General features: G+C 70.6%; 22 protein-coding genes. 13 read left to right on the top strand and 9 right to left on the bottom strand.

The features are described 5' to 3' along the window. Nucleotides 1-31 precede the first annotated feature (31 nt). The 8 genes from ABD907_RS13505 to ABD907_RS13470 are packed head-to-tail and all read right to left on the bottom strand — an operon-like array spanning nt 32 to nt 7,939. A complete protein-coding gene (locus tag ABD907_RS13505; RefSeq protein ID WP_345216776.1) occupies nt 32-1,465 on the bottom strand; it encodes a M23 family metallopeptidase in 1,434 nt (477 codons plus the stop codon). 27 nt (nt 1,466-1,492) lie between these two features. Then, a complete protein-coding gene (locus ABD907_RS13500; protein ID WP_345216775.1) occupies nt 1,493-2,068 on the bottom strand; it encodes a hypothetical protein in 576 nt (191 codons plus the stop codon). Between the two features lie 50 nt (nt 2,069-2,118). Then, complete coding sequence (locus tag ABD907_RS13495; RefSeq protein WP_345216774.1) at nt 2,119-3,660, bottom strand: ATP/GTP-binding protein; 1,542 nt, start codon at nt 3,658-3,660, stop codon at nt 2,119-2,121. Further along, entirely contained in the window at nt 3,657-5,300 is a 1,644-nt protein-coding gene (locus ABD907_RS13490; protein WP_345216773.1) for an SCO6880 family protein, read from the bottom strand. Before ABD907_RS13490 ends, ABD907_RS13495 begins: the two co-directional genes overlap by 4 nt. Beyond that, entirely contained in the window at nt 5,285-6,682 is a 1,398-nt protein-coding gene (locus ABD907_RS13485) for a type IV secretion system protein (protein WP_345216772.1), read from the bottom strand. The genes ABD907_RS13490 and ABD907_RS13485 overlap by 16 nt, the downstream gene beginning before the upstream one ends. 3 nt (nt 6,683-6,685) lie before the next feature. Next, on the bottom strand, nt 6,686-7,381 hold the full coding sequence (locus ABD907_RS13480) for a hypothetical protein (protein ID WP_345216771.1): 696 nt from the start codon (nt 7,379-7,381) through the stop codon (nt 6,686-6,688). Between the two features lie 25 nt (nt 7,382-7,406). Beyond that, entirely contained in the window at nt 7,407-7,733 is a 327-nt protein-coding gene (locus ABD907_RS13475; RefSeq protein ID WP_345216770.1) for a hypothetical protein, read from the bottom strand. Next, on the bottom strand, nt 7,727-7,939 hold the full coding sequence (locus ABD907_RS13470; protein WP_345216769.1) for a hypothetical protein: 213 nt from the start codon (nt 7,937-7,939) through the stop codon (nt 7,727-7,729). The genes ABD907_RS13475 and ABD907_RS13470 overlap by 7 nt, the downstream gene beginning before the upstream one ends. 335 nt (nt 7,940-8,274) lie before the next feature. Between ABD907_RS13470 and ABD907_RS13465 the strand changes: the two genes are divergently transcribed. The 12 genes from ABD907_RS13465 to ABD907_RS13410 all read left to right on the top strand — a co-directional run bounded on the left by ABD907_RS13465 (nt 8,275) and on the right by ABD907_RS13410 (nt 21,890). Next, on the top strand, nt 8,275-9,249 hold the full coding sequence (locus tag ABD907_RS13465; protein WP_345216768.1) for a carbohydrate ABC transporter permease: 975 nt from the start codon (nt 8,275-8,277) through the stop codon (nt 9,247-9,249). Next, entirely contained in the window at nt 9,246-10,187 is a 942-nt protein-coding gene (locus ABD907_RS13460) for a carbohydrate ABC transporter permease (RefSeq protein ID WP_345216767.1), read from the top strand. Before ABD907_RS13465 ends, ABD907_RS13460 begins: the two co-directional genes overlap by 4 nt. 69 nt (nt 10,188-10,256) lie before the next feature. Next, nucleotides 10,257-11,642 (top strand): extracellular solute-binding protein, encoded by a 1,386-nt coding sequence (locus ABD907_RS13455; RefSeq protein WP_345216766.1) that lies wholly within the window; start codon nt 10,257-10,259, stop codon nt 11,640-11,642. Nucleotides 11,643-11,644: 2 nt separating this feature from the next. After that, complete coding sequence (locus ABD907_RS13450) at nt 11,645-12,385, top strand: glycerophosphodiester phosphodiesterase (RefSeq protein WP_345216765.1); 741 nt, start codon at nt 11,645-11,647, stop codon at nt 12,383-12,385. Further along, complete coding sequence (locus ABD907_RS13445; protein WP_345216764.1) at nt 12,382-13,698, top strand: alkaline phosphatase family protein; 1,317 nt, start codon at nt 12,382-12,384, stop codon at nt 13,696-13,698. The genes ABD907_RS13450 and ABD907_RS13445 overlap by 4 nt, the downstream gene beginning before the upstream one ends. A gap of 89 nt (nt 13,699-13,787) precedes the next feature. After that, nucleotides 13,788-14,057: a hypothetical protein gene (locus tag ABD907_RS13440; RefSeq protein ID WP_345216763.1), complete on the top strand. Its 270-nt coding sequence runs from the start codon at nt 13,788-13,790 to the stop codon at nt 14,055-14,057. Between the two features lie 36 nt (nt 14,058-14,093). Next, nucleotides 14,094-14,768 (top strand): HAD family hydrolase, encoded by a 675-nt coding sequence (locus ABD907_RS13435; protein ID WP_345216762.1) that lies wholly within the window; start codon nt 14,094-14,096, stop codon nt 14,766-14,768. A gap of 91 nt (nt 14,769-14,859) precedes the next feature. Then, nucleotides 14,860-15,993, top strand: a complete 1,134-nt coding sequence (locus ABD907_RS13430) for a glycosyltransferase family 9 protein (protein ID WP_345216761.1) — start codon at nt 14,860-14,862, stop codon at nt 15,991-15,993. A 111-nt stretch (nt 15,994-16,104) separates the two neighbouring features. Continuing rightward, entirely contained in the window at nt 16,105-16,887 is a 783-nt protein-coding gene (locus ABD907_RS13425) for a CPBP family intramembrane glutamic endopeptidase (protein ID WP_345216871.1), read from the top strand. Nucleotides 16,888-16,984: 97 nt separating this feature from the next. Next, nucleotides 16,985-19,666, top strand: coding sequence for a lysylphosphatidylglycerol synthase domain-containing protein (locus ABD907_RS13420; protein WP_345216760.1), 2,682 nt, complete (start codon nt 16,985-16,987; stop codon nt 19,664-19,666). Next, a complete protein-coding gene (locus ABD907_RS13415) occupies nt 19,663-20,451 on the top strand; it encodes a DUF4352 domain-containing protein (protein ID WP_345216759.1) in 789 nt (262 codons plus the stop codon). The genes ABD907_RS13420 and ABD907_RS13415 overlap by 4 nt, the downstream gene beginning before the upstream one ends. Then, the gene (locus ABD907_RS13410) at nt 20,448-21,890 is read left to right on the top strand and encodes a DUF2079 domain-containing protein (RefSeq protein ID WP_345216758.1); all 1,443 of its coding nucleotides are present in this window, start codon (nt 20,448-20,450) and stop codon (nt 21,888-21,890) included. Before ABD907_RS13415 ends, ABD907_RS13410 begins: the two co-directional genes overlap by 4 nt. A 2-nt stretch (nt 21,891-21,892) precedes the next feature. Here ABD907_RS13410 and ABD907_RS13405 read toward each other — a convergent pair whose 3' ends face one another. Then, a complete protein-coding gene (locus tag ABD907_RS13405) occupies nt 21,893-22,285 on the bottom strand; it encodes a winged helix-turn-helix transcriptional regulator (RefSeq protein ID WP_486334091.1) in 393 nt (130 codons plus the stop codon). Nucleotides 22,286-22,369: 84 nt separating this feature from the next. Here ABD907_RS13405 and ABD907_RS13400 point away from each other — a divergent pair, with 84 nt between their 5' ends. Further along, complete coding sequence (locus tag ABD907_RS13400) at nt 22,370-23,869, top strand: MFS transporter (protein ID WP_345216756.1); 1,500 nt, start codon at nt 22,370-22,372, stop codon at nt 23,867-23,869. The last annotated feature ends 5 nt before the right edge of the window (nt 23,870-23,874 follow it).

The following is a 23,874-nucleotide window of genomic DNA, read 5'->3' as shown; positions in this document are numbered from 1 at the left end:
CGGCCGGCGGCATGCGTACCCCTGGTCCCGATCAGCCGAGCGGCACGTCCTGGGCCGCCATGAAGGACCCGGGGTCGGTGTGCTGGCCGCCGACGTAGACCCCGAAGTGGAGATGGCATCCGGTCGAGTTTCCCTCGTCGCCGACCGCCCCGATCTGCTGACCGGCGCTGACCTGCTGGCCGGGGCGCACGTGGACGCCTGCGGCGAACATGTGGTTGTAGGTCGTCTCCAGACCTTCACCGTGGTCGACGACGATGACGTGTCCCGAGAGGCCGTAGCGGGGGTGGCCGCTGCCGGTGTAGGTCACCACGCCGTCGGTGGCGGCATAGATCGGCATCCCGCATGCGGCCGCGAAGTCGGTGCCCGCGTGGAAGCTGCCCCACCGCGGTCCGTAACGGGAGCTGATCGGCCCGTCCGTCGGCTTGACCCAGTCCCCCGTCGGGCTCAGTCCGGCCAGGCTGATCGAGGCGTTGAGGCAGCCGACCGGGCTCAGGTCGGCGGCCTCGGAGGGCGTCGACCGGAGGTTCACGTGGGGGTGGTCGAAGTGGTTCGCCGAGTCGGAGCCGCGGTCCTCCATGGGCTGCCAGCCCTCGTCGGCGCGGTCCGCCATCCAGATGGCTTGCCGCCAGATGATGTACTCCACCGACAGCCGCTCGGCGTTCTGCATGACGTAGTCGACGATGGCGTCCCCGAGCGCCAGGTCTTCCCAGGTCATGAAGTCGACCGCGAGGCCGGCGGGGTGGCCGCCGGAGTCCGCGGCGCTGTCGCGGTAGCCACCGACGTCGGCCGGGTCGAGGCCGAAGTGGGCGCCGACCTCGTCAGCGAGCGCCTGCGTCTGCGGCTTGACCGCTCCGATGTCGTACCCGCCCTCGTCCGCTACGGGCAGGGCGTCACCGCCGGGTCCCTGGTCCGCCAGTGCGGTGACGACCTCGACGGCGGTGTCCCAGTGCTCGCGGTAGTGCAGCGGATCCGCGTTCCGCTGCACGCGGTTCGCTGCGAGCGTCGGTTCGAGGTCGCGCCACCCATCCACGTGCCGGAGACGGTCGAAGAACTGCTCCGAGGCGTGGACCGGATCCATCACCTGCTCGCGTGTGCCCCAGCCTTGTGAGGGGCGCTGCTGGAAGAGGCCGGCAGAATCGGGACCGGCCGCGTCGCCGTGGCTGATGTTCCGCAGGGAGGACTCGCCCATCGCGGTCATGACACCGATCGTCTGGCCGTGCGCGTCGATGCCGAGCTGCTCCCCGACCTGCATGATGATCGACGCGTTGTGCAGCTGCTCACCGGTGTAGCCGGCCACCTCCAGACCGGCCGGGACGGTCCCGACCGCCTGGATCGATTGGCCCTGCGCACACGTGCGTTGCTGGGCGCCCGCGTTGAGCCCGGCGCCCAAGAACAGGACGAGGAGCACGCCGCCGAGCAGGCCGCAGGCCAGGAGCGGCACGGTCCAGACGGCGAGCTTCTTCATTCCCTTCTCCCCGGCACGGTTCGGCCCTCACTCGGCCGGTTCGGCGTACTCGACCATCCACGGGTCCCCCTGGGCGACGCGTGAGAGCGTGACCCGATAGGTGCCGGCGTCGGTTCCGACGAGCACCTCGGCCAACGTCGGCGGCTGGTTCTCCGCGATCGCTACCTCGCCAGTGAGCGAGGTGGCGGGCACGTTGGCCGGGTCGACGTACGAGAAGAGCTCGACCGCCTGGTCGGTCATGAAACCGGCCATGCCGGCGAGCCACTCGTCCGCACCGAGGTCGGGGCGGGCGAATGCCCGCATGAAGGCCTCGGCCCGGTCGGCGGCGGCCTGCTCGGCCTCGGCGTCCCACGTCGGTGCCGCCTCGGTCGGATTCTGCTCGGCGCCGGTGATCTCCTCCATCGGCTCACCACCGTCGGTGGAGGCTCCTTCCGGCGACGGCGTGGACGTCGTCGCCTCCGCCGGAGTAGCCCGCTCGGCGGCCGGGGTGGTCTCCTCGGCGGTGGTCGGCTCCGGGGTTGACGACGCCTCGCCGCCGGCGCAGCCGGCCACCGTCAGCGCGAGGCCGACGGCGAACGCCGCGACGATCGTGCGGCAGATCACCGCGGAGCTCCTCCCGGACGGCGGCCGCTCCGGCGAGGACCGCGTCGGCTTCACGGGATCTCCCTCCGGGAGACCATGGCCCCGTCGGTGTCGGTCAGGGCGACCTCGAGGCTCGACCGGGTGTGCTGGACGTACATCTCCGGGGACCTGCCCCGCTTGAACAGGTGGAAGCCCTGCTCGAGATCGGGGATCAGATCGAGCGCGGCCCCGTCGAGGTTGAACTCGTGGACGCACCGCTCGACGTCGGTGGCACGGGACTGGCTGTAGATGTGCACGGTGTGCGCCTCCTGGAGCACGGCCATCGCGGGCGAGTCCGTCGGGATGTCCGCGATCTTGTGGATCGCCATGATCAGCGCGATCCCTCGCGCCCGGGAGAGCTTGATGTTCTCCTGCAGCAGCGGCGCCGTGGTGTTCGAGACGAGGTGCCATCCCTCCTCGACGATCAGGTTCGTCTTGACGCGACGGCGGCCCATGCCCTGCAACCAGGTGTGCGCGATCGCCATCACGATCGACACCGCCGGCCCGGAGTCCGGCAACGGGGACATGTCGAACGAGGTGATCTTCTTGTCCAGCCGTACCGACGACGACGTCTCGCCGTCGAAGAGACCGCCGTACTCCTCCAGCAGCCCGTTCAGCAGGAACCGGACCCCGATGCCCGCCTCGTGGAACCGCTCGCGAGCACGCGGCCACAGGTCCTCGTACGCCCGCAACGGGTCGTCTTCCAGATGCCCCAGGGCCGCGAGCACGTCGGGCAGGACCGGCACCCGTGCCGCGCGCTCGGCCTCTCGGACCGCGATGCGGTGCGCGGACCGGATCGCCTCCTGCTCCCACGCGGTCAGCTCCTTGCCGCCCTGGGCGAGCTCGGCGACCGTCATCAGGAGCAGGCGTTGGTTACCGGTCCCGGCAATGACCGGATCGAGGACGTTCAGCACGACGCCGCCGCCGTTGGGGTTGAACGTGATCGGCTCACCACCGAAGACCCGCACCAGCTGGGCATACTCGCCGTGCTGGTGGACGATCTCGTTGCCGTACTCGTCCTCGTCGCGTTCCTTCTTGTCGAAGACCACCACGCGACGGTCGCGCTGGAGAGCGGGCCGCAGCCCGTAGACGGTCTTGCAGGTCGAGGACTTCGACGATCCGACGTCGCCGACGAGCAGCACGTTCGGTGAGGTGACCAGGCGCGCGTCGTACGCGAGGAAGGGATCGTGCTTGACGACGCTGTCCGAGAGCTGGTCGACGCCGAGGATCGGCGCCTCCATGTCGCTCGAGCCGGCGATCACCGCGGTGTTCAGCACCTCCGCCTGCCGGGTCGTCGTGGGACCGCCGACGAGGACCGGCGCGTAGTAGCCCCGCGCGGCCAACCACTGACTCCCGCGGCGTTGTGTCCCGGCCGCGTTGTACGGGTCCAGCCCCTCCTCGCGCGGCGTCAGTCCCGGCGGCGCGCCGAACAGGCCACGCCTTTCCTTCCTGCGCTTCGACTCGTCCTGGTCGCGCCCGCCGTCCCGCTCGACCCCGACGGCGCTGCCGTCGGCGTTCTTGTCGGCGGTGCTCGCTCGCCGTTGCGCCCGGGAGACCCTGGTCGTCTCGCTCACAGCGCCTCCTTCGCTCCGTGGCCGGCCAACGCATCCGTCGCCTTGTCGCGCGTCTTGATCGACGGCGGCTTCAGACCCCTCGCGATGGGCCAGGTACATCCCGACGCCGCGGACTGGTAGGTGTCCAGCCACTCCAACGCGCCCTCGACACCGAGGTCACGGCGGACCACCTCTCCCAGAGATCGACATGCACGAGCCAGCTGCTCACGCGAGCGGGCCGTGATCGTCACGTGCGCGACCCACTCCACGCCCGCGTTCTGATTCCCCGGCGCGAGGTCGCGGGCGCGGCGCTGCACGGCCGTGAGCCGGACACCGCCCTCCTCGCTGTCGATGCGCCCGCGGCTGCTGCGCGCGACCGCGTCCGCCTGGTCGCGCGTCCGGTCCAGCCGGGCGAACGTGCGCGCCTGCGAGGCCGGCACCATCCAGCAGTTGATCGAGACCGTCCGGAGCGTCCCGTCGTCGGTGCGGGAGAGCAACGGAGTCAGCCACATGGATGACCGCTCGATGGTCGCCATGTCCTGGGCGCGGATACGCATGGTGCGGTGCCACCACTGTCGCGCCTCCCCCGTAACCGGGTCGATCGCCTCCACCACGTGAGCGGCATACTCGTCGCGGCTCTTGACACCGATCCGCTCGGGGTCAGCGTCGTGGACCCGGTCGATCGGGCGGGACGGGTCCTGCATGTGCAAGATGACGGCCGCGAGCCGCGCGGCGGTCAACGGCTCGACCTTCTCGTGCCCCGCGGCCCGCAGAGCCGACCTCACCGACCGGACCTCCTCGGCCATGAGCCGGCGCCAGCCCTCCTTGCCCGGTCCGTAGCGCTCCGCGGCCCGGTAGAACGGGCCGGTCAGCGGCCACCGCACGGCCACGAAGTGGCGCTGGATCATGGTCGACTGGTCGACCAGGTGCACCAGCTCGTCGTAGGACGCCGCCAGCTCGATCGGTACGTCGGGGTCCAGCTGCTCCAGCATCCACGCCTGGTGTCGCGCCAGATCTGGCGGCAGGACCCGCGTGACGGTCTGCACCATCCGTGCCGGCGCATCGGTGTCCCCGAACCGGTACAGGAACCGGCCCCACTTGGCGGCGGCGCCGTCGGTCGCCGCCTCCGACTCGAGACCGCGCAGCTGACCGGACACCTCGAACGCCACCGACAGGTACGGCTGCTCGCCCCGAGGACCGTGGTAGGCGATCCCCGGTTGCTCCGGCCGACGCTCGAGCCATCCCATGCCGTCGGCGCCGTCGGGCGTCTCGCGCACGGCCGCGGCCTGCCGCACCGCGGCGGCACGGACCTTCCGGCTCCTCGCGCGGGACTGGGCGGCCAGAGCTTCCCAGTCCTCCGCCTCGAACGGCTGGTAGTAGACCGTGCCGTCGCGCAGCTTGTCCCGCCGACGACGCCGGGCCACGGCCCGGTCCAGGATCGAGCCGTGCTTGGTCGGTTGCGTCAGTGCCCAGGCGAGCACCAGCACAGCGGCACCGACCACCAGGCCAGGTTCCGCGTAGGCCGCAGTCAGGGCGATGAGCACCGCAAGGGCGCCGCCCAGCACCGACAGGCGCCAGGGCGGCACGCTGCCGCCCAGGGTGGAACGGTAGCCGGCCTCACCGCCCAGCACCGAGGTACGCACCATCAGCTGCTCCCCCATCCGTTCTCGTCCGTGTCCCGCGCCGGGATCACGCCGTCCTGCGTGTTCTCCTCCGTCGTCGTCGCCACCGGCGCCATGCCTGCCGACGTCCCTGTCTCTGCCTCGGTGCCCGGCTTGCCGGGCACGCCGTTGTGGTGACCGGCGGGCGCCTTGACCGGCCGCGGGCTCGCACCGGCCTTGTGAACCTTGGCGTTGTGGCGCTGTCTCTGCTCGAGCGCCCTCTGCAGCGGCCCCGGCTCATGGCGGCCGCGCGACAGGCCGGCACCGGAGCCGAGCACCGTCCGGCCGCCCATGCCGCCCTCGACCGGCGTTCCGTCCCAGTGCGGGTACTCGCTGCGCCGCCGTGCGTTGTGCCACGCGACCTGTTGCGTCTGCGACCCGGTCTGACCGTGGCGGGCACCGTTCTGGGCACCCGTGTGCAGGGCTGACCCGGCCTGCCCGGTACCCGTGCGCGAGGCCGGCGCGAGCTTGAACAGCAGGACCGGTGTCAGCCCGGCGATCACCATCGCGGCGGCTGCGCCGAGCATGTTCGCGAGGGTCTGCAGGCCTTCACCACCGCCCGAGAGCCAGGTGACGTTCCCGGCCTGCATCCGGTACGCGATCCCCAGCACCAGGAACAGCACCGGCTTCGCGGCCATCACCCCGATAATGAGCCCGATCATCCGGTTCGCGATCGGCCGATGCTCCGGGCTGACCAGCCAGGACCACGCCACCGGAGCCAGGGCTCCGCCGATGTAGACGGCCACCATCGTCACGAACAGCATGATCGCCACCAGCCCGAGCCCGATGACCATGAAGATCATCAGCAGCAGCGCCATCGGTACCCCGCCGACCACGCCGGCGCCGTCGGCGTCCGCGATCATCTGCGCCATCGCCTCGACGGCGTCGTTGACCGAAGAGTTGGTCGCCCAGCCCGCGATCCCCTCCGCCAGCGCGCTGAACGTCTGCATCAGCACCCACCCGGCGGCGGGCCCGAACGTGCACAGGGCGAAGAACTGCACCGAACGGACGGTCAACGCTTCCATCACGTCGTTCGCCGTGTACCGCCCGAGTGCGGACTGCGTGATCGTGTACAGCAGCACCACGATCCACAGACACACCCCCACCGCGTACGAGACGCGGTACGCCTCCAGGAACCAGTCCATCGAGAAGTCGGGCTTCGTCGCCTCGAAGAGCGCCGGCAGCACCGTCTCCGCCAGGCTCTGCGCCAGCTGCCGCGTCTGATCGAACAGGTACGCGATGGGGTCGCTCGTGAACGACACCGCGTTGTCGAGCCCGCCCGCTGTGCCGCGAGCGCCCTCCTGGACGTCGACGGTGTCCTGGGACCAGCCGCCGAGTGCGCCACCGGAATCCTCGGCAGGAGGATCGTCCTGCGTCGTCATCGATCAGCACCCCCCAACGTAGGGCGTCATCACCGAGCGGAGATCGTCCGGCTCTCGAGTTCCGGAGAAGTCGACCAACAGCCATTTCCCAGATGACCGATCGAGCGTGAAGGTCCCTGACGAGGCCCACACCTCATCGGTATTCTCGTCGCTCCACCGGGGAACCGTGACCAGAACGGACACCACGACCTCGTCGTTCGCTGAGGACTCGATGTAGTAGCCGCCGTGCGTGGTGGCGACCGGCGGGCCCTTGCGGACCGCCCCGGCGCCGAGCTCCTTCAGCCGCTCCGCGACCTGTGTGACAGCGTCGGTGGCGCGCTGAGCGGTGACGGCTTCCATCACTGTCGGAATCTCGTTCGCCGGTGGGATCGTGGCGTCGGAAACTCCCAGCCACCGCGATGTGGTGGCCGCGAACTCGGCGGCGCCGACGTCGTCGAGCGGCGCCTGGCCCTGGGCGGTCAGCACCGTCTGCGCCGTCACGGCCTGCCCACCCAGGCAGCCGTTCGCGACCCGGGCACCGTCGCCGTCGCTCTGACCGGACGACGGAAGACCCGATGGCGAGGGTGTCGATGTCTGCTCCGCCTCACGAGTGAGCCCGTAGACCCAGGTCGCAAGCGCGGCGAGCACACCCGCCACGACGACGAGCACGAACAGGCGCAAGCCCCAACGGCGTGGGGCCCGAACCTGCGTCTGACTCACCGTGCTCGACCTCCTCGTGGTCAGTTCAGCCGCCGGCGACGTTGAGTATCGCGCCCACGATGACGCCGAACGCCGCCAGGACGACCAGCGCGATGAGCGACTTCAGCACACGGCCGCGGCCCGAGGCGTAGTCGTGCGGGTTGTCGTTCGCCATCGCCATCGTGACGATCCCCCAGAGCAGCATGACGATCGCGACCAGGATCGCGATCGCCCACAGGGCACCGAAGATGCGCGTGAACCAGTTGTCGAACGCGACCCCGAGGACGTCGAAGTTCGGACTCTCGCCACCGATCGGGTTGTCTATCCCCGCGTACGCCGCGCCCCGGACGGTGCTCAGCAGTTCCGTCACCATGTGGGCTCCCTCAACCTCTCCCGAGCGGACACTCTCCGCCCGACTGCCGGCACAACGAGCGCCTTGATCGCCGTCACGTTCGTCCGCATGGTCGCCAGCAGCGCAGCGTCGGACGCCTCTGCCTCCAGGACGCCGGCCTCCGCCGACCCTTCCCAGGCTTCGTCGAACTCACCCGCTTGCTGTGCACCACTGAACAGCTCGCCCATCTGCCCGCCCCCCGAGCGTCGAACGCCACAGGCCTGAAGCATCACACACGATCGCGAGGTCCGTTGACGATTTACGGACACACATGTGCCGCAGTCGTGCCCGAAGCGACCGGGCGCCGTCCCGAGCGGGCGGGATCTGCTGCTCCGGCAGCCGTCCGCCAAGCCCACCTCGTCGTTCATCGAGCGATAGCCGGGGTTTCCGACTCTCGTCGTCCGCAGGTCATCTTTGCTCGATTGGGTGGGACCGCACCCCGGAGCCGGGGAGGTCGGCACCCCCTGCCGGCCGGCGTCGGGGAATCTGCGGCGCCCGGCTCCTCGACCGGAGACGAGGACGGATGGCGGCAATCGGCCAGGTCCGCGCACCGGACGCGGACACCCGCCGACCGGTGGCACGGGGGGCGTCGGGACGCCCGCGCTCGAAGCAGCTGCGGCGCCGGAACCGGCGTGAGGCGCTGCTCTTCCTGCTCCTGATCCTCCCGAACCTCGCGGCGATCGTCGTGTTCGGGTACTACCCGACGCTCTACAACTTCGTCCTCAGCTTCACCGAGTGGGACTTCGTCGACCCGGCTCCCGTTTTCGTCGGGTTCGACAACTACGTGGAGCTCTTCCGGTCCGGCTCGATCCTGATGGAGGCGCTGAAGAACACGGCTATCTTCGTCTCCGTCGCGGTGGTCGGCACGCTCTTCGGCGGTATGGCGATCGGTGCGCTGCTTGCCCAGAAACTCCGGTTCACCGGTCTCGTCCGCACCCTGGCGTTCGCACCGCACATGCTGCCCGGCGCCGCGATCGGCGTCCTCTGGCTCTTCATGTTCGACCCGAACTACGGCTTGAGCCGATTCTTCTTCGGGCTGTTCGGAATGGATTCGCCGCACTGGACGACGACGTCCGACTTCTCGCTCTGGTCCATCACCATCGCCTACGCCTGGCAGCGCCTCGGGTTCGTCGCGATCATCTACTACACCGCGATCCTCGACCTGCCGAAGGACGTCTTCGAGGCTGCCCAGCTCGACGGCGCGCGGGGCTGGCCGCTGTTCAAGAACATCACGCTGCCGCTGCTCAGCCCGGTCACGTTCTTCCTCACCGTCACGGGCGTCATCGCCGCCGCCCAGACCTTCGACATCATCGCCACCCTCACCAACGGCGGCCCGGGCAACTCCAGCACGACACTCCCGTGGTTGATCTACGACCAGGCGTTCGTCGACTTCAACATCGGCACCTCGGCGGCGACCGCGACGGTCATGTTCGTGTTGCTCCTCATCGTGACCCTCGTCCAGACGAAGTACGCGAGCAAGCGGGTGCACTACTCATGAGCCTCACCGTCAAGGAACGCGACGACGACACCCGCACGGGCGTTCGGCCGCCCGCCCCGCCCGCCGACGGCCCGACGGCGCACCCACCGAGCAGGAGGCGCCGCACGGGGCCGCGGCGCTCGCTCGCCGCCACGGTAGCGCTCTACGCCCTGGTCGCGTTCACGTTCCTGGTGTTCGCGGTGCCGCTCTACTGGCTCTTCAGCTCGGCCGTGAAGCCCGAGAACCAGATCTACCAGTTCCCGCCCGTCCTGCTGCCCGACTCGCTGGAGCCGGGCAACTTCGCGCAGGCCTGGAGCTCCGCACCGTTCGGGGCCTTCCTGAGGAACTCGATCCTCACCACGGTGGTCGGCACGGCGCTCGAGATCGGCGTCGCGATCCTGTCGGCGTACGCGTTCGCCTTCGTCCGCTTCCGCGGCAAGATGATCGTCTTCGGGATCATGGTCGGCTCGCTCATGCTGCCGGGCCACATCACCCTGCTGGTCAACTACATCACCGTGTCGAACCTGGGCTGGCTCAACACCTACCAGGGCCTCATCCTCCCGGGCATCGGCAGCGCGTTCGCGATGTTCCTCATCTACCAGCAGATGCGACAGGTGCCGGCCGAGCTCGTGGACGCCGCGATGATGGACGGCGCCGGCCACCTCCGCCGCATGCGCACGATCGTCATCCCGATCTGCCGACCGATGATCCTCACCGCGACGCTGATCATCTTGATCGCGAAGTGGAACGACTTCGTCTGGCCGCTGATCGTGACGTCGACGTCGGAGATGCGCACCCTGCCGATCGGCCTGATGTTCCTGCGGAGCCAGGAGGGCTACGACGCCTGGGGGCCGGTCATGGCCGGAACCGTCATCGTCGCGCTCCCCATGCTGATCGTCTTCTTCATCGCTCAGAAGCGCATCATCGGCGGCCTCACCGCCGGTGCGCTCAAGGGCTGAGCCGCCGCACCCACCTGTCCCACCCACCTGTCCGCTCTGTCCGCGTTCGAACGATCAAGGAGCACATCCGTGCACAACGCACTCCTCACCCGGCGCCGTCTGCTGTCGGCCATGGGCCTCTCCGCGGGCGCCGCGGCCCTCGCGGCCTGCACCACACCCACCACCTCGGCCGGCGCAGGAAGCGGTGGTGGGAGCAGCAACCTGCGCAGCGACATGAGCCAGGCCGCCCTGCCGGAGATCCCGTCCCAGTACCAGGGCCGGACGAACATCCTGTTCTGGGCACCGTGGACGGGCGGGCTGTTCGACGCCGCGTCCGAGCTGTTCTCGATGTTCAACGACAGTCAGGACGAGATCTTCGCGGGCATCGAATCGGTCGGCGGCTACGAGGACCTGAACACGCAGTTCACCGCGGCTCTGCAGGCGAAGGCCGTGCCGGACATGGTGTGCTTCCCGGAGATGCAGTGGCTGCAGTTCTACTTCGCGGACGCGCTGACGCCGCTCGACTCGTACTTCGACGACAGCTTCAACACCGACATCTACATCCCGAACTTCGTCGGTGAGGGCCTGGCCGGTGACCAGACCTTCGTGGTCCCGTTCGCCCGCTCGACGCCGCTCTTCTACTACAACAAGACGATGTTCTCCGAGCTCGGTCTGCCGGTGGACACCCAGTACACCTGGTCCCAGCTGCGGGAGTGGGGCGCCGAGTTCGCCTCCCTGACGAACGCGGGCCAGCCCGTGCGAACCTTCGCCTACGGCCAGAATGACATCTGGTACACCAACGCCTGGCTCTGGGCGTTCGACGGCCGCTGGTCCGACGGGCTCGAGGTCATGCCCACCGAGGACCGGGTCCGCGAGCTGATGTCGTTCGCGAAGGAGTGGGTCCACGTGGACGGCAACGCCTACCAGGCGCAGTCCTCGCACACCGACTTCCAGAACGGGGTGGTGGCCGCCGTCCACGGCTCGACCGCCTCGATGCGCGGCCTGACGGACGCGGTCGACTTCGAGCTCGGCGCCGCGTTCATGCCGGGCGAGGTCAACCAGCCCCCGAAGGTGCCGACCGGCGGGTCGGGGTTCTCGCTGGTGCGGACCGAGTCCCAGGAGCGGCAGGACGCGACGGCCGAGCTGCTCAAGTTCCTGGCGACGCCGGAGATGTCGGGGTGGTGGCACATCAACTCCGGCTACGTGCCGATCGTCCAGGCCGCCATCGAGGAGCCGGAGGTCCGCGAGCTCCACTCGTCGGACCCGAACTTCACGGTCGCCGTCGAGCAGCTGGAGAACGCCCAGACGGTGGATCCGGTGCACTGGTTTCAGGCCGGCACCACGGAGACGAGCGCGGCCTTCGCCTCGATCACCGGTGACGACGCCGACGTGGACGAGGTCATCTCGTCGCTGCGGGCGGAGCACGAAGCCGTCATCGAGGACAACCGTGAAGACCTCGAGCAGTACGGTATCTGAGCGTGACGGTGAATGAGCAGACCATCGGCGTCGTCGGGCACCGTGGTGCCGCCGCCCTCGCGCCGGAGAACACCCTCACGTCCTTCGCCCGCGGCATCGCCGACGGCGCGGACGTCATCGAGCTCGACGTGCACGCCTCGGCGGACGGGCAGATCGTCGTCATGCACGACAAGGCGGTCGGTCGCACGGCCGTCGGCGGCCGGACGTCGGGCGAGATCGCGGACCTCACCTGGGCCGAGCTACAAGAGGTCGAGCTGCCGGACGGCGAGCGCATCCCGCGGCTGAGCGAGGCGCTGGACGCGATCACCACGCCGATCCAGCTCGAGGTCAAGGCGCTCGCCGCGGCCCGGCCGGCCGCCGAGATGGTCCGCGGCGCCGGGCTCGCGGACCGGGTGACCCTGATCAGCTTCCAGCCCGCGGTGCTGCGCACAGTCCGGGAGACCGACCCTGACCTCGCCGTCGGCGTCGTCGTCTCCCGGCCGACGCCGGAGGCCCGCACGCTCGTGGACGAGCTCGGCGCGGCGATGTTCTCCGTCGAGATCCCGCACCTCGATCGGGCGCAGGTCGCGGCCCTGCAGGGCCGCGGCGTGCAGGTCTGCTGCTGGACCGCGGTCACGGAGGACGCCGTCCGTGCCGCCGTGGCCGCCGGGGTGGACCTCATCGCCGCCGACGATCCGGCCTGGTGCCGCTCGGTGCTCGAGACCGAACCCCACCCGCCGGCTGAGGCGAGGGGAACCCGGTGAGCGCACCAGACAAGCTCCTCGTCGTCTCCGTCGACGCGATGCACTTCGACGACATCCCGTTCGCGAAGACCCTGCCGGCCTTCGCACGGATCCTCGAGAAGGCCGCCGTCGCCGAGATCGAGGGCATCTACCCGTCCGTCACCTACCCGAACCACACGGCGCAGACGACCGGCTGCCCGCCCGCCACGTCCGGCATCTTCAACAACCTCCAGTTCCAGCCCGGCCTCGGCGACGGCTCGGAGTGGTTCTGGGACGCCGGGCTCATCAAGGTCCCGACGATCTTCGACGCCGGCACAAGGGCAGGCCTGACCACGGCCGCCGTGCAGTGGCCGGTCACCGCCAAGGAACGGTCCATCGACTGGCTCGTCCCCGAGATCACGAGCCCGCAGGTCTTCGCCGGTCTCGAGGACCAGTACCGACAGACCACGAACGAGCAGACGCTCGAGCGGTACATCCTCCCGAACCTCGACCTCGTCGAGACGGACCGCAAGAAGGGCAAGTACTTCGCGTTCGTCAACGCCGTCTCCGAGCAGATTCTTCGCACGGAACAGCCGGACATGATGTTCGTGCACCTCGTCGAGGTCGACACCGCGCGGCACGCCGGCGGCTCCTACGGCGCGCACGTCCACGACGCGCTCCGGGAGGTGGATGCCACGCTCGGGACGTACCTGGCGGCGCTCGAGGAGACGGGCAACCTCGAGCGGACCAACATCGTCCTGGTCTCGGACCACGGCCACGTCGACATCGAGCAGCACACGAACCTCAACACCGTCTTCAAGGAGCGTGGGTTCCTCCGGGTGGACGAGCACGACCGGCTCGTCGACTACGACGTGTTCTGCCTGGGCGCCGGGCTCTCGGGCCAGCTCTTCCTGGGCGAGGACGTCACGCCTGCACGCCGCGCCGAGGTCGAGGATCTGCTCGACGAGATCGAGGCCGACCCTCGGTACCGCATCGAGAAGTTCTGGACCACCGAGGAGGCCCGGCGCGACTACGGGCTCGGCGGCCCCTTCGAGTGGGTCGTGGAGTCCGAGCCCGGCGTCATCGTCGGGATGCTGTGGGACCGCCGTCCGATCGTCCTCGCGGGCGAGAGCGACGATCCGGGCCCCGTCGGCGCCCACGGCCACGCGCCGCGGCACGGAGGGCAGCCGGTGTTCCTGGCCTCGGGCCCGGCCTTCGTGCCCGGTGCCGACGCCGGCCGGCGCAGCATGCTCGACGAGGCCCCGACCTTCGCCGCGGTGCTCGGGCTCGACCTGCCGGATGCCGAAGGGGCCGCGATGTCCGAGCTGCTGGCCCCGGTGGCCGAGCCGGCCTGACCCCGGCCACGCGGGCTCCCTCGCCGGACGGACAGATCTCCGTCCGGCGGGGGATCCGCCGCCGGCCAAGGCCTCGCTAACGTCGAAACGTGACAGACCAACCGCAGGAGCCGGAGAAGCCGAAGCAGTCGGGCGGCAACCCAATCGTCGGCACATGGATGGCAGTCGGCATCGCCATGGGTTCCGGAATGGGCGCCGGGCTCGGCGTCGCCCTCGACAACATCGGCATGGGCGTCGCGCTGGGGATCCCGATGGGCATGGTCGTCGGGATCGCGATCGGCACCGCCCGGTCGAGCAGGTCGGAGGAGACCGGGAACGACGAATCTGGCGAGCCCGACGACGATGCCCGATCCGGCTAGCGCCGTCGTCCTGCAGGCGTGCGGCAGGATGGTGGGGTGCCTTCTGAACCGGTCAGCCGCATCTCCGCCGTCGTCTTCGACATGGACGGCGTCCTGACGGACACCGAGGCGGTGTGGGACGACGTCCGGCGCGGCCTCGCCGCGGAGGACGGCGCGGCGTGGCCCGACGACGCCACCGACCGGATGATGGGCATGTCCACCGCCGAGTGGTCGGAGTACCTCGCCACCACGGTCGGGCTTCATGGCGACGCCGCTGCGGTCGCGGAACGGGCCGTCTCCCGGGTCGCCGAACGGTACCGCGAGCACCTGCCGCTCATGCCCGGCGCCGTGGCCGCCGTCGAGCGGATGGCGTCCCGGTGGCCCCTCGGGCTGGCCTCGTCGTCGCCGCGGCGCCTCATCGACGCCATCCTCGACATGCTCGACCTGACGCCGCTTTTCCGCGCCACGGTCTCCACCGAGGAGGTCCAAGCCGGCAAACCCGCGCCCGACGGTTACCGCCGCGCCTGCGAGCTGCTCGGCGTGGAACCGGCGACCGCCGTCGCCGTCGAGGACTCCTCCAACGGTCTGCGCTCGGCCTCCGCGGCCGGCATGCGAGTGGTGGCCGTGCCGCACCCCGGCCACCCTCCGGCGGGAGACGCCCTCGCGCTCGCAGCGGTGCGGCTCGGCAGCCTGGACGAGCTTACGCCCGAGCTCGTCGCCTCGCTCGGCTGAGTCCGAGCGCAGTTGCCGACGGCGCTGCCGGGCGCTAGTAAGAGGAGATCCGGCAGGCGCCGCCGCCGGAGTGACGAGAGGAGCAGGGCTCATGGCAAGCCGGTCCACCGCCTCGGCCGCCTCCGTCACCGTCGGCGCGCTCGCCCCACGCTTCCCCGACGTCGATCGCATCGTGGTGCTGCCGGGACAGGGGCTGGGTGACCTGCTCTTCGCCATGCCGGCGATGCAGTCCCTGGTCGACGCCTACGGCGCCAGCATCACGCTGCTCGGCACGCCCCTGCAGGCCGCTCTGCTCGATGGCCGCCCGAGCCCCGTGGACGAGGTCGAGGTGCTGCCGGTGGCCCGAGGGGTCCACGATGTCCGGGGGCGGGACGAGGACCCGGTGGCCACCGCGCGGTTCGTCGATCGCCTGGCGGCACGACACCACGACCTGGCGGTCCAGATGCACGGCGGCGGCCGGTTCTCCAACCCGTTCGTGCTGCGGCTCGGCGCGCGGCACACCATCGGCACCCGGACTCCCGACGCGGCCCACCTGGAACGGACGATCCCGTACGTCTACTACCAGCACGAGGTGCTGCGCGCGCTCGAGGTGGTCGGCCTTGCCGGTGCGGCGCCGACGCAGCTCGAGCCGCGGCTGGAGAGCACGGCGGCGGAACGGGCCGCCGCCCGAGAGAGGCGGACGGCGGGCCGCCCACTCGTGCTGCTTCATCCCGGTGCGACGGACCCACGACGACAGTGGCCTGCCGAGCGCTTCGCCGAGGTGGCCGCCGCCCTAGCCCGGTCGGGAGCAGACATTCTCGTCGTGGGTGCCGCGGAGGACGTCCCGGCCGGGGACGAGATCGTCGGCCGGGCGGGCGACGTCCTCGACCCGCGGACCGCTTCCCAAGTCCGTTCGCTCGCCGGAGCGCTGGACCTCTCGGAGCTGACCGGCGTACTGGCGGAGGCCGACGTGCTGGTGGGCAACGACAGCGGCCCTCGCCACATGGCACAGGCGGTGGGCACCGCCACCGTGGGGCTGTACCTGTTCGGGAACGTCATCAACGCGGCTCCCCTGAGCCGGACCTATCACCGCGTGCATGCCGGACAGATGACGGCGTGCCCGGTCTGCGGCCGAGACGTGATGACGGCCCCACGCTGCGAGCACGACGACTCGCTGGTTGCCGACATCGCCGCCGCCCCGGTCGTCGAGGACGTCGAGGACCTGCTGTCGCGGCTCGCGCCGTGAGGTGCGAGGCACAATGCTGACCATGGCACCCGAGGACCCGCAGACGCACGCCCAGACGCCCCCGCAGGTGAAGGCCCGATAGTGGCCGACCGCCCGGCGGCCGGGGGCCAGGTGGACAGCCGTGCGACGGAGCCGTACGGCAGGCACCGGCCGCGGTTGGGTGCCGAGGTCCTCATCGTCCTGGGTCTGTCCCTCGGCCAGTCCGCCGTCTACGCGCTCGTCAACATCGTCGCCCGGCTCGCCGAGGAGGCGCCCCTCGCCGAGCAGGCGACCGCACTCAACCCCTCCCGCTCCCCCCGGCCGTACCTCGATCTGACCTATCAGCTGCTCTCGATCGGCTTCGCCCTCGTTCCGGTCGCGCTCGCGCTGTACCTGCTGTCCGAGCCGGGCCGCCGCGCCACCGCACGCATCGGGCTGAACCTGGCCCGGCCCTGGCGCACCCTGGGTGCGGGTGTCGTGCTCGCGGCACTGATCGGCGTGCCCGGCCTCGGCCTCTACCTGGCCGGCCGGGAGCTCGGCGTGACGGTCGAGGTCCAGGCCGCAACCCTCGACGCGTACTGGTGGACCGTGCCCGTCCTCCTGCTCTCGGCGCTGCAGAATGCGCTGCTGGAGGAGGTCGTCGTCGCGGGGTATCTCGTCGAGCGCCTCGAACAGCTCGGGTGGCGCCCGGCGGCCGTCCTCGTCACCAGCGCGTTGATGCGGGGCGCCTACCACCTCTACCAGGGCTTCGGCCCGTTCCTCGGCAACCTGGTCATGGGCCTGATATTCGCGGAGTACTACCGTCGAAGGCGCAGGACCATGCCGCTCGTCATCGCCCACACCCTCATCGACGTGGTCGCGTTCGTCGGCTACACCTTGCTTCCCGAGCAGGTGCTGAGCTTCCTCGGTCTCTGAGGCATCCCGGCAGGCCCTCGGCGCCGCGACCGCCGTTGGTGTCCACCGGCCGCGCCGCTGTGACCTGCGCACGAGTGTGGCCCGTAGACTCGCGCCCATGAGCCTGCATCCGGGCGACCGCGGTGCCCCTGCGCCCGCTCGGGTCCCGGTGGAGGACGTCCCGCCGCGTCGCGAGGTCCTGCTGGTCGACGCACCCGAGACCCGTGTCCGCCGGCCGAGCGATCTGCTGGCCCTGCTGGCCTGCCTGCTCGGCATCGCGTTCGTGCTCACCCTGGCCGTCTACGCCCACGCCACAACCCAGGGCGTGACCGAGGACGTGCAGTCGGTCGTCACCGACGTGCTGCGGCAGGTGCTGCTGCTGCCGGTGACGGTCCTCGAGGGCCTGGTCTCCTTCTTCGTACCGCTGGTGGTGCTCGTGGACCGGGTCGTGCGTCGCTCCTGGCGCTCGGCGCTGGAGGCGCTGGCCACGGGTGTCGTCGCCGTGCTGCTCGCCGCCGGCGCCCTCTGGCTGCTCGACAACGTGGCCCCCGCCGCGCTCTCCCAGGGCCTGACGATCACCTCCGAGGGCGACACCGTCATCGCGCTGAACGTCTACATCGCCGGGCTCACCGGGGTCCTGACCGCCGTCGGCGACCGCTCGCACAACCGGCTGCTGCGATGGTCGTGGAACCTGCTGTGGGTCGTGCTCGGCCTTTCGGTCGTCCAGGGCGACCAGACGCTGCCGGGCGCGATCGTCGCGGTGCTCCTCGGCCGTGCCGCGGGCCTGGGCATGCGGTACGCCTCCGGGGTGCTGCACGAGCGCGCCACCGGCCTGCACCTCGTGCGCGGGCTGCGGCGCGCCGGTCTGGACCCGGTGACGGTCGTGCGGATGGACCCCGTCCTGTCCGGGACGTACGCGCAGGCGTGGCGAATCAGCTCCGCGAGCCCCATCGGCTACACCGAGCGGCTCAGGGAGCCCAGCCAGCGCGCCACCACCGATGCCGGGAGCCGTAGCTCGGAGGACGGGGCGCCGGACCTGCTCGCCACCACGAAGCAGCCGGAGAACGTGGCCGACGCGGTCGTCCCCGACCCCACCGTCGAACCCGGACAGGTCCTGCAGGAGGCCTCCTCCTCCGCGGCGAAGACGCTCGACGTCGAGAGCGCGCACCGGCTCTACGCCATCTGGGACGCCGACGGACGCCGCCACGACGTCACGGTGCTCGACGGTGACCGCCACGTCGTGGGTGTGCTGTCCTCGCTCTGGGACAGCGTGCGCCTGCGGGGCCTCGACCGCCGCCCGGCCACGAACCTGCGGGAAGCCGCCAACCGCGCCGCCCTGATGTCCCTGGCGACCCGCGACGCCGGGGTCCGCACGCCCGAGCTGGTCGGGATCACCGAGTCTCGCGACAGCGTCATCATCGTCACGGAGCACGTGGCCGGCGCCCGACGCCTCACCGAGCTCTCGCCGCAGGAGCTGGACGACCGCCTGCTGGACCAGGTGTGGTCGCAGGTCCAGTCCGCGCACGCGAAGGGCCTCGCACACCACGATCTCCACGCCGACGCCGTGGTCGTGGACGCCCGGGGCGACGCGTGGGTCCTCGACTGGGAGAACGGCGAGATCATCTCCAGCGAGGTCTCCCGTCGCATGGACCTCGCCCAGCTGCTCGCCATGCTGGCCGTCCTGGTCGGCACCGAGCGCGCGCTGAGCTCGGCGGCCCGGATGCTCACGCGCGACCAGCTCGCCTCCATCGCCCCGCTGCTGCAGCCGGTCGCCATGCCGTCGCCCACCCGCACGGCCGCCAAGCGCGAGATGCTCGCGGCGCTGCGCGGCGAGCTCGTCTCGCTCATCCCGACGGCGGACGTCGCGCCCCTGCAGCTCGCCCGGTTCGCGCCACGCACGGTCATCACGCTCACCGTGGCGGTGGTCGCCGTCTGGGCGCTGCTGTCCTGGATGAACTTCGAGGAGGTCGCCGACGCCGTCACGAGCGCCAGCCCGGTGTGGATCGTGGTCGCGTTCGTGTTCGGCCTGCTCACCTACGCCGGCTCCGCCATGACGCTCGAGGCGTTCGCGCCGGAGAAGCTGGGCCTGTGGCGCACGACCCTCGTGCAGGTGGCCGCATCCGTCATCTCGCTCGTCGCCCCTGCCGGCATCGGCCCGGCGGCGCTGAACCTGCGGTTCCTCAACAAGCGGCGGATCGCCACACCAATGGCGGTCGCCACGGTCGGTCTCGTCCAGGTCTCCCAGCTGATCACCACGGTCCTTCTGCTGGTGGCGGTCGCGCTGGTCACCGGCTCCGCGGGGACGCTGAGCGCACCCTCCGGATCGGTGGTCATCGCCGTCGGCCTGGTGCTCCTGGCGGTCTCGGTGATGCTGCTCGTGCCGTCGCTGCGGGCCTGGGTGTGGCGCCGGGTGGCGCCGACGCTGCGGCAGGTGTGGCCACGCGTCGTCTGGGTGGGGTCGAACCCCGGCCGCCTGCTGATGGGTATCGCGGGGAACCTGATCATGACCGTGGGGTACGTCGCCGCCTTCGGCGCCTCGCTCGCGGCCTTCGGTTACACGCTGCCCGTGACGAACCTGGCCATCACCTACCTGGCGGCCAACTCCATCGGTGCGGCGGTACCCTCGCCCGGCGGTATCGGCCCCGTGGAGGCCGCGCTCACGACGGGCCTGACGCTGGCCGGTATCCCCGCCGGCTCAGCGGTTTCCGTGGCAATCCTGTTCCGTGTGCTGACCTTCTGGGGACGCGCACCGCTCGGCTGGGCGGCGCTGCGTCACTTGCAGCGCAAGGAGTCCCTGTGACGAACGAGCACCCGCCGCGGTCCCCGGGACAGGCCGGGCATCGCGATCAGGGAGGCGAGCCCGCCGACCAGGAGCGGCAGAGCCTGACCGGTCGGACGGCGCCGCCGACACCTCGTGGTGTCCTCGTGCTGCTGGCCACCGTGACCGGGGCACTCGTGCTGGCCGCGATCCTGCTGGTCGCCGACCTCGTCGACGACCTGCGCCAGCCCGGGCCGGCCGCGGCGCCGACGAGCACCGGCGCGAGCTCGACCACCGGCCCTACGGCGACGGCCCCGTCCCGGGCTCCCTCCCCGACCCCGTCCCCGTCCGCGTCGTCGACCGTGTCGTCGTCCGCGCCGGCACCGCTGCCGACGCCGGAGGTTCCGAGCGAGGTGGCGCCGCTGCCGGGCGAGACCTCCGTCGGCAAGACCGTCACCGACGGACCGTTCGAGGTCGAGGTGGCGGCGGTCGCGACCGGGATCTCGGAGCTGTCCGGCGACGCCGGGGCGGTCGAGGCGGAGGGCACGTTCGTCGTCGTGCGACTGCGGGTCACGGCCACGGAACCGGCGACGTTCCTCGACATCGACCAGCGGCTCACCGACGCCGGCGGCGGCGAGCACCGTCCGCATGCGACGGCACCGGCGGTGATCGACGGCAACCAGCTCTTCTTCGCGGACCTCGCGGCGGGTGAGAGCGCGCAGGGCGTCGTGGTCTTCGACGTGCCGCCCGGTACGGTGCCGGCGAACCTGGTGGTCCGCGCAGACGAGGCCAGTACGGGTGTGCCGGTCTCGCTGCCCGCGTCATGACGCGGGCAGCTCCTCGCGCCGCGGCACGCACCAGCGGGACGGTCGGCCACAGGTTCGTTCCGTGGCTCGTCGCCGCGCTGGCCACGGCCGTGTACGTCACCTTCGCCGTGACGCAGTGGCGCCTGCTCGAGTCGCCGTCGTGGGACCTGGGTATCTTCACGCAGCTGGCCAAGGCATACGCCGATCTCGAGGCCCCGATCGTGACGATCAAGGGCGAGGGCTTCAACCTGCTCGGCGACCACTTCCACCCCTTGCTCGTGCTGCTCGGACCGTTGTACGCGCTGCACCCTTCCGGGCTCACCCTCCTCGTCGCGCAAGCCGTGCTGATCGGCATCTCCGCGGTGCCCGTCACCGCGGTGGCTCGTGAGCTGCTCGGCGGTGGACGCGGCACCGCGCTGGGCCTGGCGTACGCGTTGGGATGGGGCCTACAGGGTGCGGTCGCCGCCCAGTTCCACGAGATCGCGTTCGCCGTCCCGCTGCTGGCCGCCGCGCTCGCCGCTTACCTGCGCGGCCGCTGGTGGGCGTGCGCGGCATGGGTGGCGCCGCTCGTCTTCGTCAAGGAGGACCTGGGCCTGACGGTGGCCGCCCTGGGCGTCGTGCTGTGGTGGCGTGCCGGCCAGCGACGGGTGGGCAGCGCACTGCTCGCCTGGGGCCTCGTGTGGGTGGTGCTCGCCATCGTGGTGATCCTGCCGGCGCTCAACCCGGGCGGCACGTGGGACTACTACGGCCGGCTCGGCGGCGAGGAGGGGCGCAGCGTCCTGCAGGTGCTGGGCGGGTTCTTCGTGCCCGCGGAGAAGTACGGGACGGTACTGCTGCTGGTCCTCGCCGCCGGAATCATCGGGTTGCGCTCGCCGCTGGTGTGGCTGTGGGTGCCCACCCTCGCGTGGAGGTTCCTGGGCAACGTCGAGTACTACTGGGGCTGGGACTGGCACTACTCGGCGATCCTCATGCCGGTGGCCGCCGCCGCGTTCCTCGACGTCGTCAGTGGCCGGACCGGGCAGGGCCACCTCGGCCGACCGATGGTGTCCGTCTCGCACAGATGGGCGACGGCGGGGACCGCCGTCGCCGTCGCCACCACCGCGGTCATGACGGTCACCGGACCCATGGCCCGGCTTGCCGAGCCCGCCACCTACGCGCCGTCGCCGCGGGCCGACGGCGCGACCGCCGCGATCGAGGCTGTCGCGGAGGACAGCACGGTCGCGACGGACATCTACCTCATGGCGTACCTGGTGCCGCGCGCCCAGGTGTACTGGATCGGCAACTCCGGCGGCCCAGCGAACCCCGCCCCTGACTATGTCGTGCTCGACACGAGACGGCGCACGTGGCCGGGCACCGACGTCTCGGACACGGCCGAGCTCGCCGAGAGCCGCCACCCCGGGACGGACTACGAGCTGGTCCTCGAGGCGGACGGCTACCAGGTGGCCACCCGAGTGGCGTGAGCTCAGGTCTGGGGCTTGCCGCTGCGGTCGTAGGATGCTCTGGCGTCGCCCACGTCACGGAGGTGCTCGTCGGACCAGCTGACCAGGGCGGCGAAGACGGGCGCGAGGCTGCGTCCGAGGTCGGTGATCTCGTACTCCACGCGGGGAGGGATCTCGGCGTGCATGGTCCGAGTGACGAGGCCATCGCGCTCGAGCTGGCGAAGGCGCTGGGTCAGCACCTTTGCCGTGATGCCGCCGACCAGGTCACGCAGGTCGTTGAATCGGTGCCGCCCGTGGCTGTTGAGCTGCCACAGGATCGGCGTGGTCCAACGACTGAAGACGATATCGACCACGGGAGCGATGGGACAGCCAGTCGCAGGCGAATCGACTGGCTCGGTGGATGTGACGTTGACCATGCTGCCTCAGTTTCTCCTAGGTACCTACTATTAAAGCGCAACTAGCGTGCGGTCGTACTGATCTTCACGTCGAGGAGACGACCCATGTCGCACGCTGACCCGCCGGTTTCCGCCGGCACCGTTCCAACTTCCCCGTCGCCCGGCGGCGAGCGCCCGGGCATCGCACCAGGTGTCCGACGGCCCCGGCTGGTGCTGGCGCTGCTGTGCATCGCCCAGTTCATGGTGTTCCTCGACGTCAGCATCGTGAATGTCGCACTCCCGTCGATCCAGCAGGGCCTCGGCATCAGGGAAGAGCACCTGCCCTACATGGTGACGCTGTACGGCACCACTCTGGGCGGCTTCTTGTTGCTCGGCTCAAGGCTCGCGGACACCTTTGGCCGTCGGAGGCTGCTCCAGGCGGGCCTGATCCTGTTCGGGCTGGCATCGATGGCCGGTGGACTCGCGCAGGACCAGCTCGTGCTGTTCGCTGCTCGCGGGGCACAAGGGTTGGGATCGGCATTGATCGCGCCGGCCGCTCTGTCGATCCTGACCACGACGTTCGTCGGCGGCGCCGAGCGCAGCAAGGCGCTCGGCGTCTGGGGTGCCCTTACCGGGATCGCATCGGTGGCTGGTGTGGTCCTTGGTGGCGTCCTGTCCGACGGCCCCGGATGGCGCTGGATCTTCTTCATCAATGTCCCGATCGCCGTCCTCGCGATCGCGACCGGCCGGCGCGTCCTGCCGGAGAGCTGGGGGCCACGGCACCCGTTCGACGTTCCCGGGGCCGTGCTGCTGACGACCGGGCTGCTTGCGCTCATCTACGGGCTGGACGAGGCGATCACCCACGGCTGGCGCAGCGGCCTTGTCCTCGGGAGTCTCGTCACCGCCACCGTGCTGCTGGCAGCGTTCACCGCGGTCGAACGCCGTGCGCAGGCACCGCTGGTGCCGTTCGACGTCTTCCGCTCGAAGACTGTGCGCTACGCCAACGTCGCCACGTTGTTCCTGCTGGGCACCGTCGTGACGCTCTTCTTCTTCACCAGCCTGCTCCTGCAGCAGGTGCTCGGTTACAGCCCGATGGACACAGGCCTCGCGTACGTGCCGCTGGCTGTCCTGGTGGCCGTGGGAGCCGGTATCGCGTCGAACCTCGTCAGCAGGGGACCCATGAAGGTGATCCTCTCGGTGGGTTTGCTGCTGGTGGCCGTCGGCCTCGCCGCCCTGGCGCAGGTTCCCACCGACGCTCCGTACCTGACCTGGATCCTTCCCGCATTCGTCACGATCGGGCTGGGCATGGGGCTGTCGTTCGTGCCCTTGCAGATCGCCGCGCAGGCCGGAGTCCCACAGCGGCGGGCAGGTCTCGCCGCGGGACTGATCAACACCAGCCAGGAGGTGGGTGGCGCTCTCGGCGTCGCCGTCGCCGCCTCCTTTGCGTTCCGTCAGGTCAGCCGGCTCACGGCCGATACTCAGGGCGACCCCCGGCTCATCGCCGCGGCGCGCACCACCGTGTTCCAGGACGGCTTCACCGCCGGCCTGGTCTTCGTCGGTGCCGCCCTCCTGGTCGTCGCCATCTTCCTTCCGCGGATCCCGAAGAGCGATGGCTCCGTGGCGTGAGTCAC

The organism is Georgenia halophila, assembly GCF_039541595.1.
The sequence above is the reverse complement of the archived record's forward strand: the minus strand, read 5'-3'. Positions and strand labels throughout refer to the sequence as shown.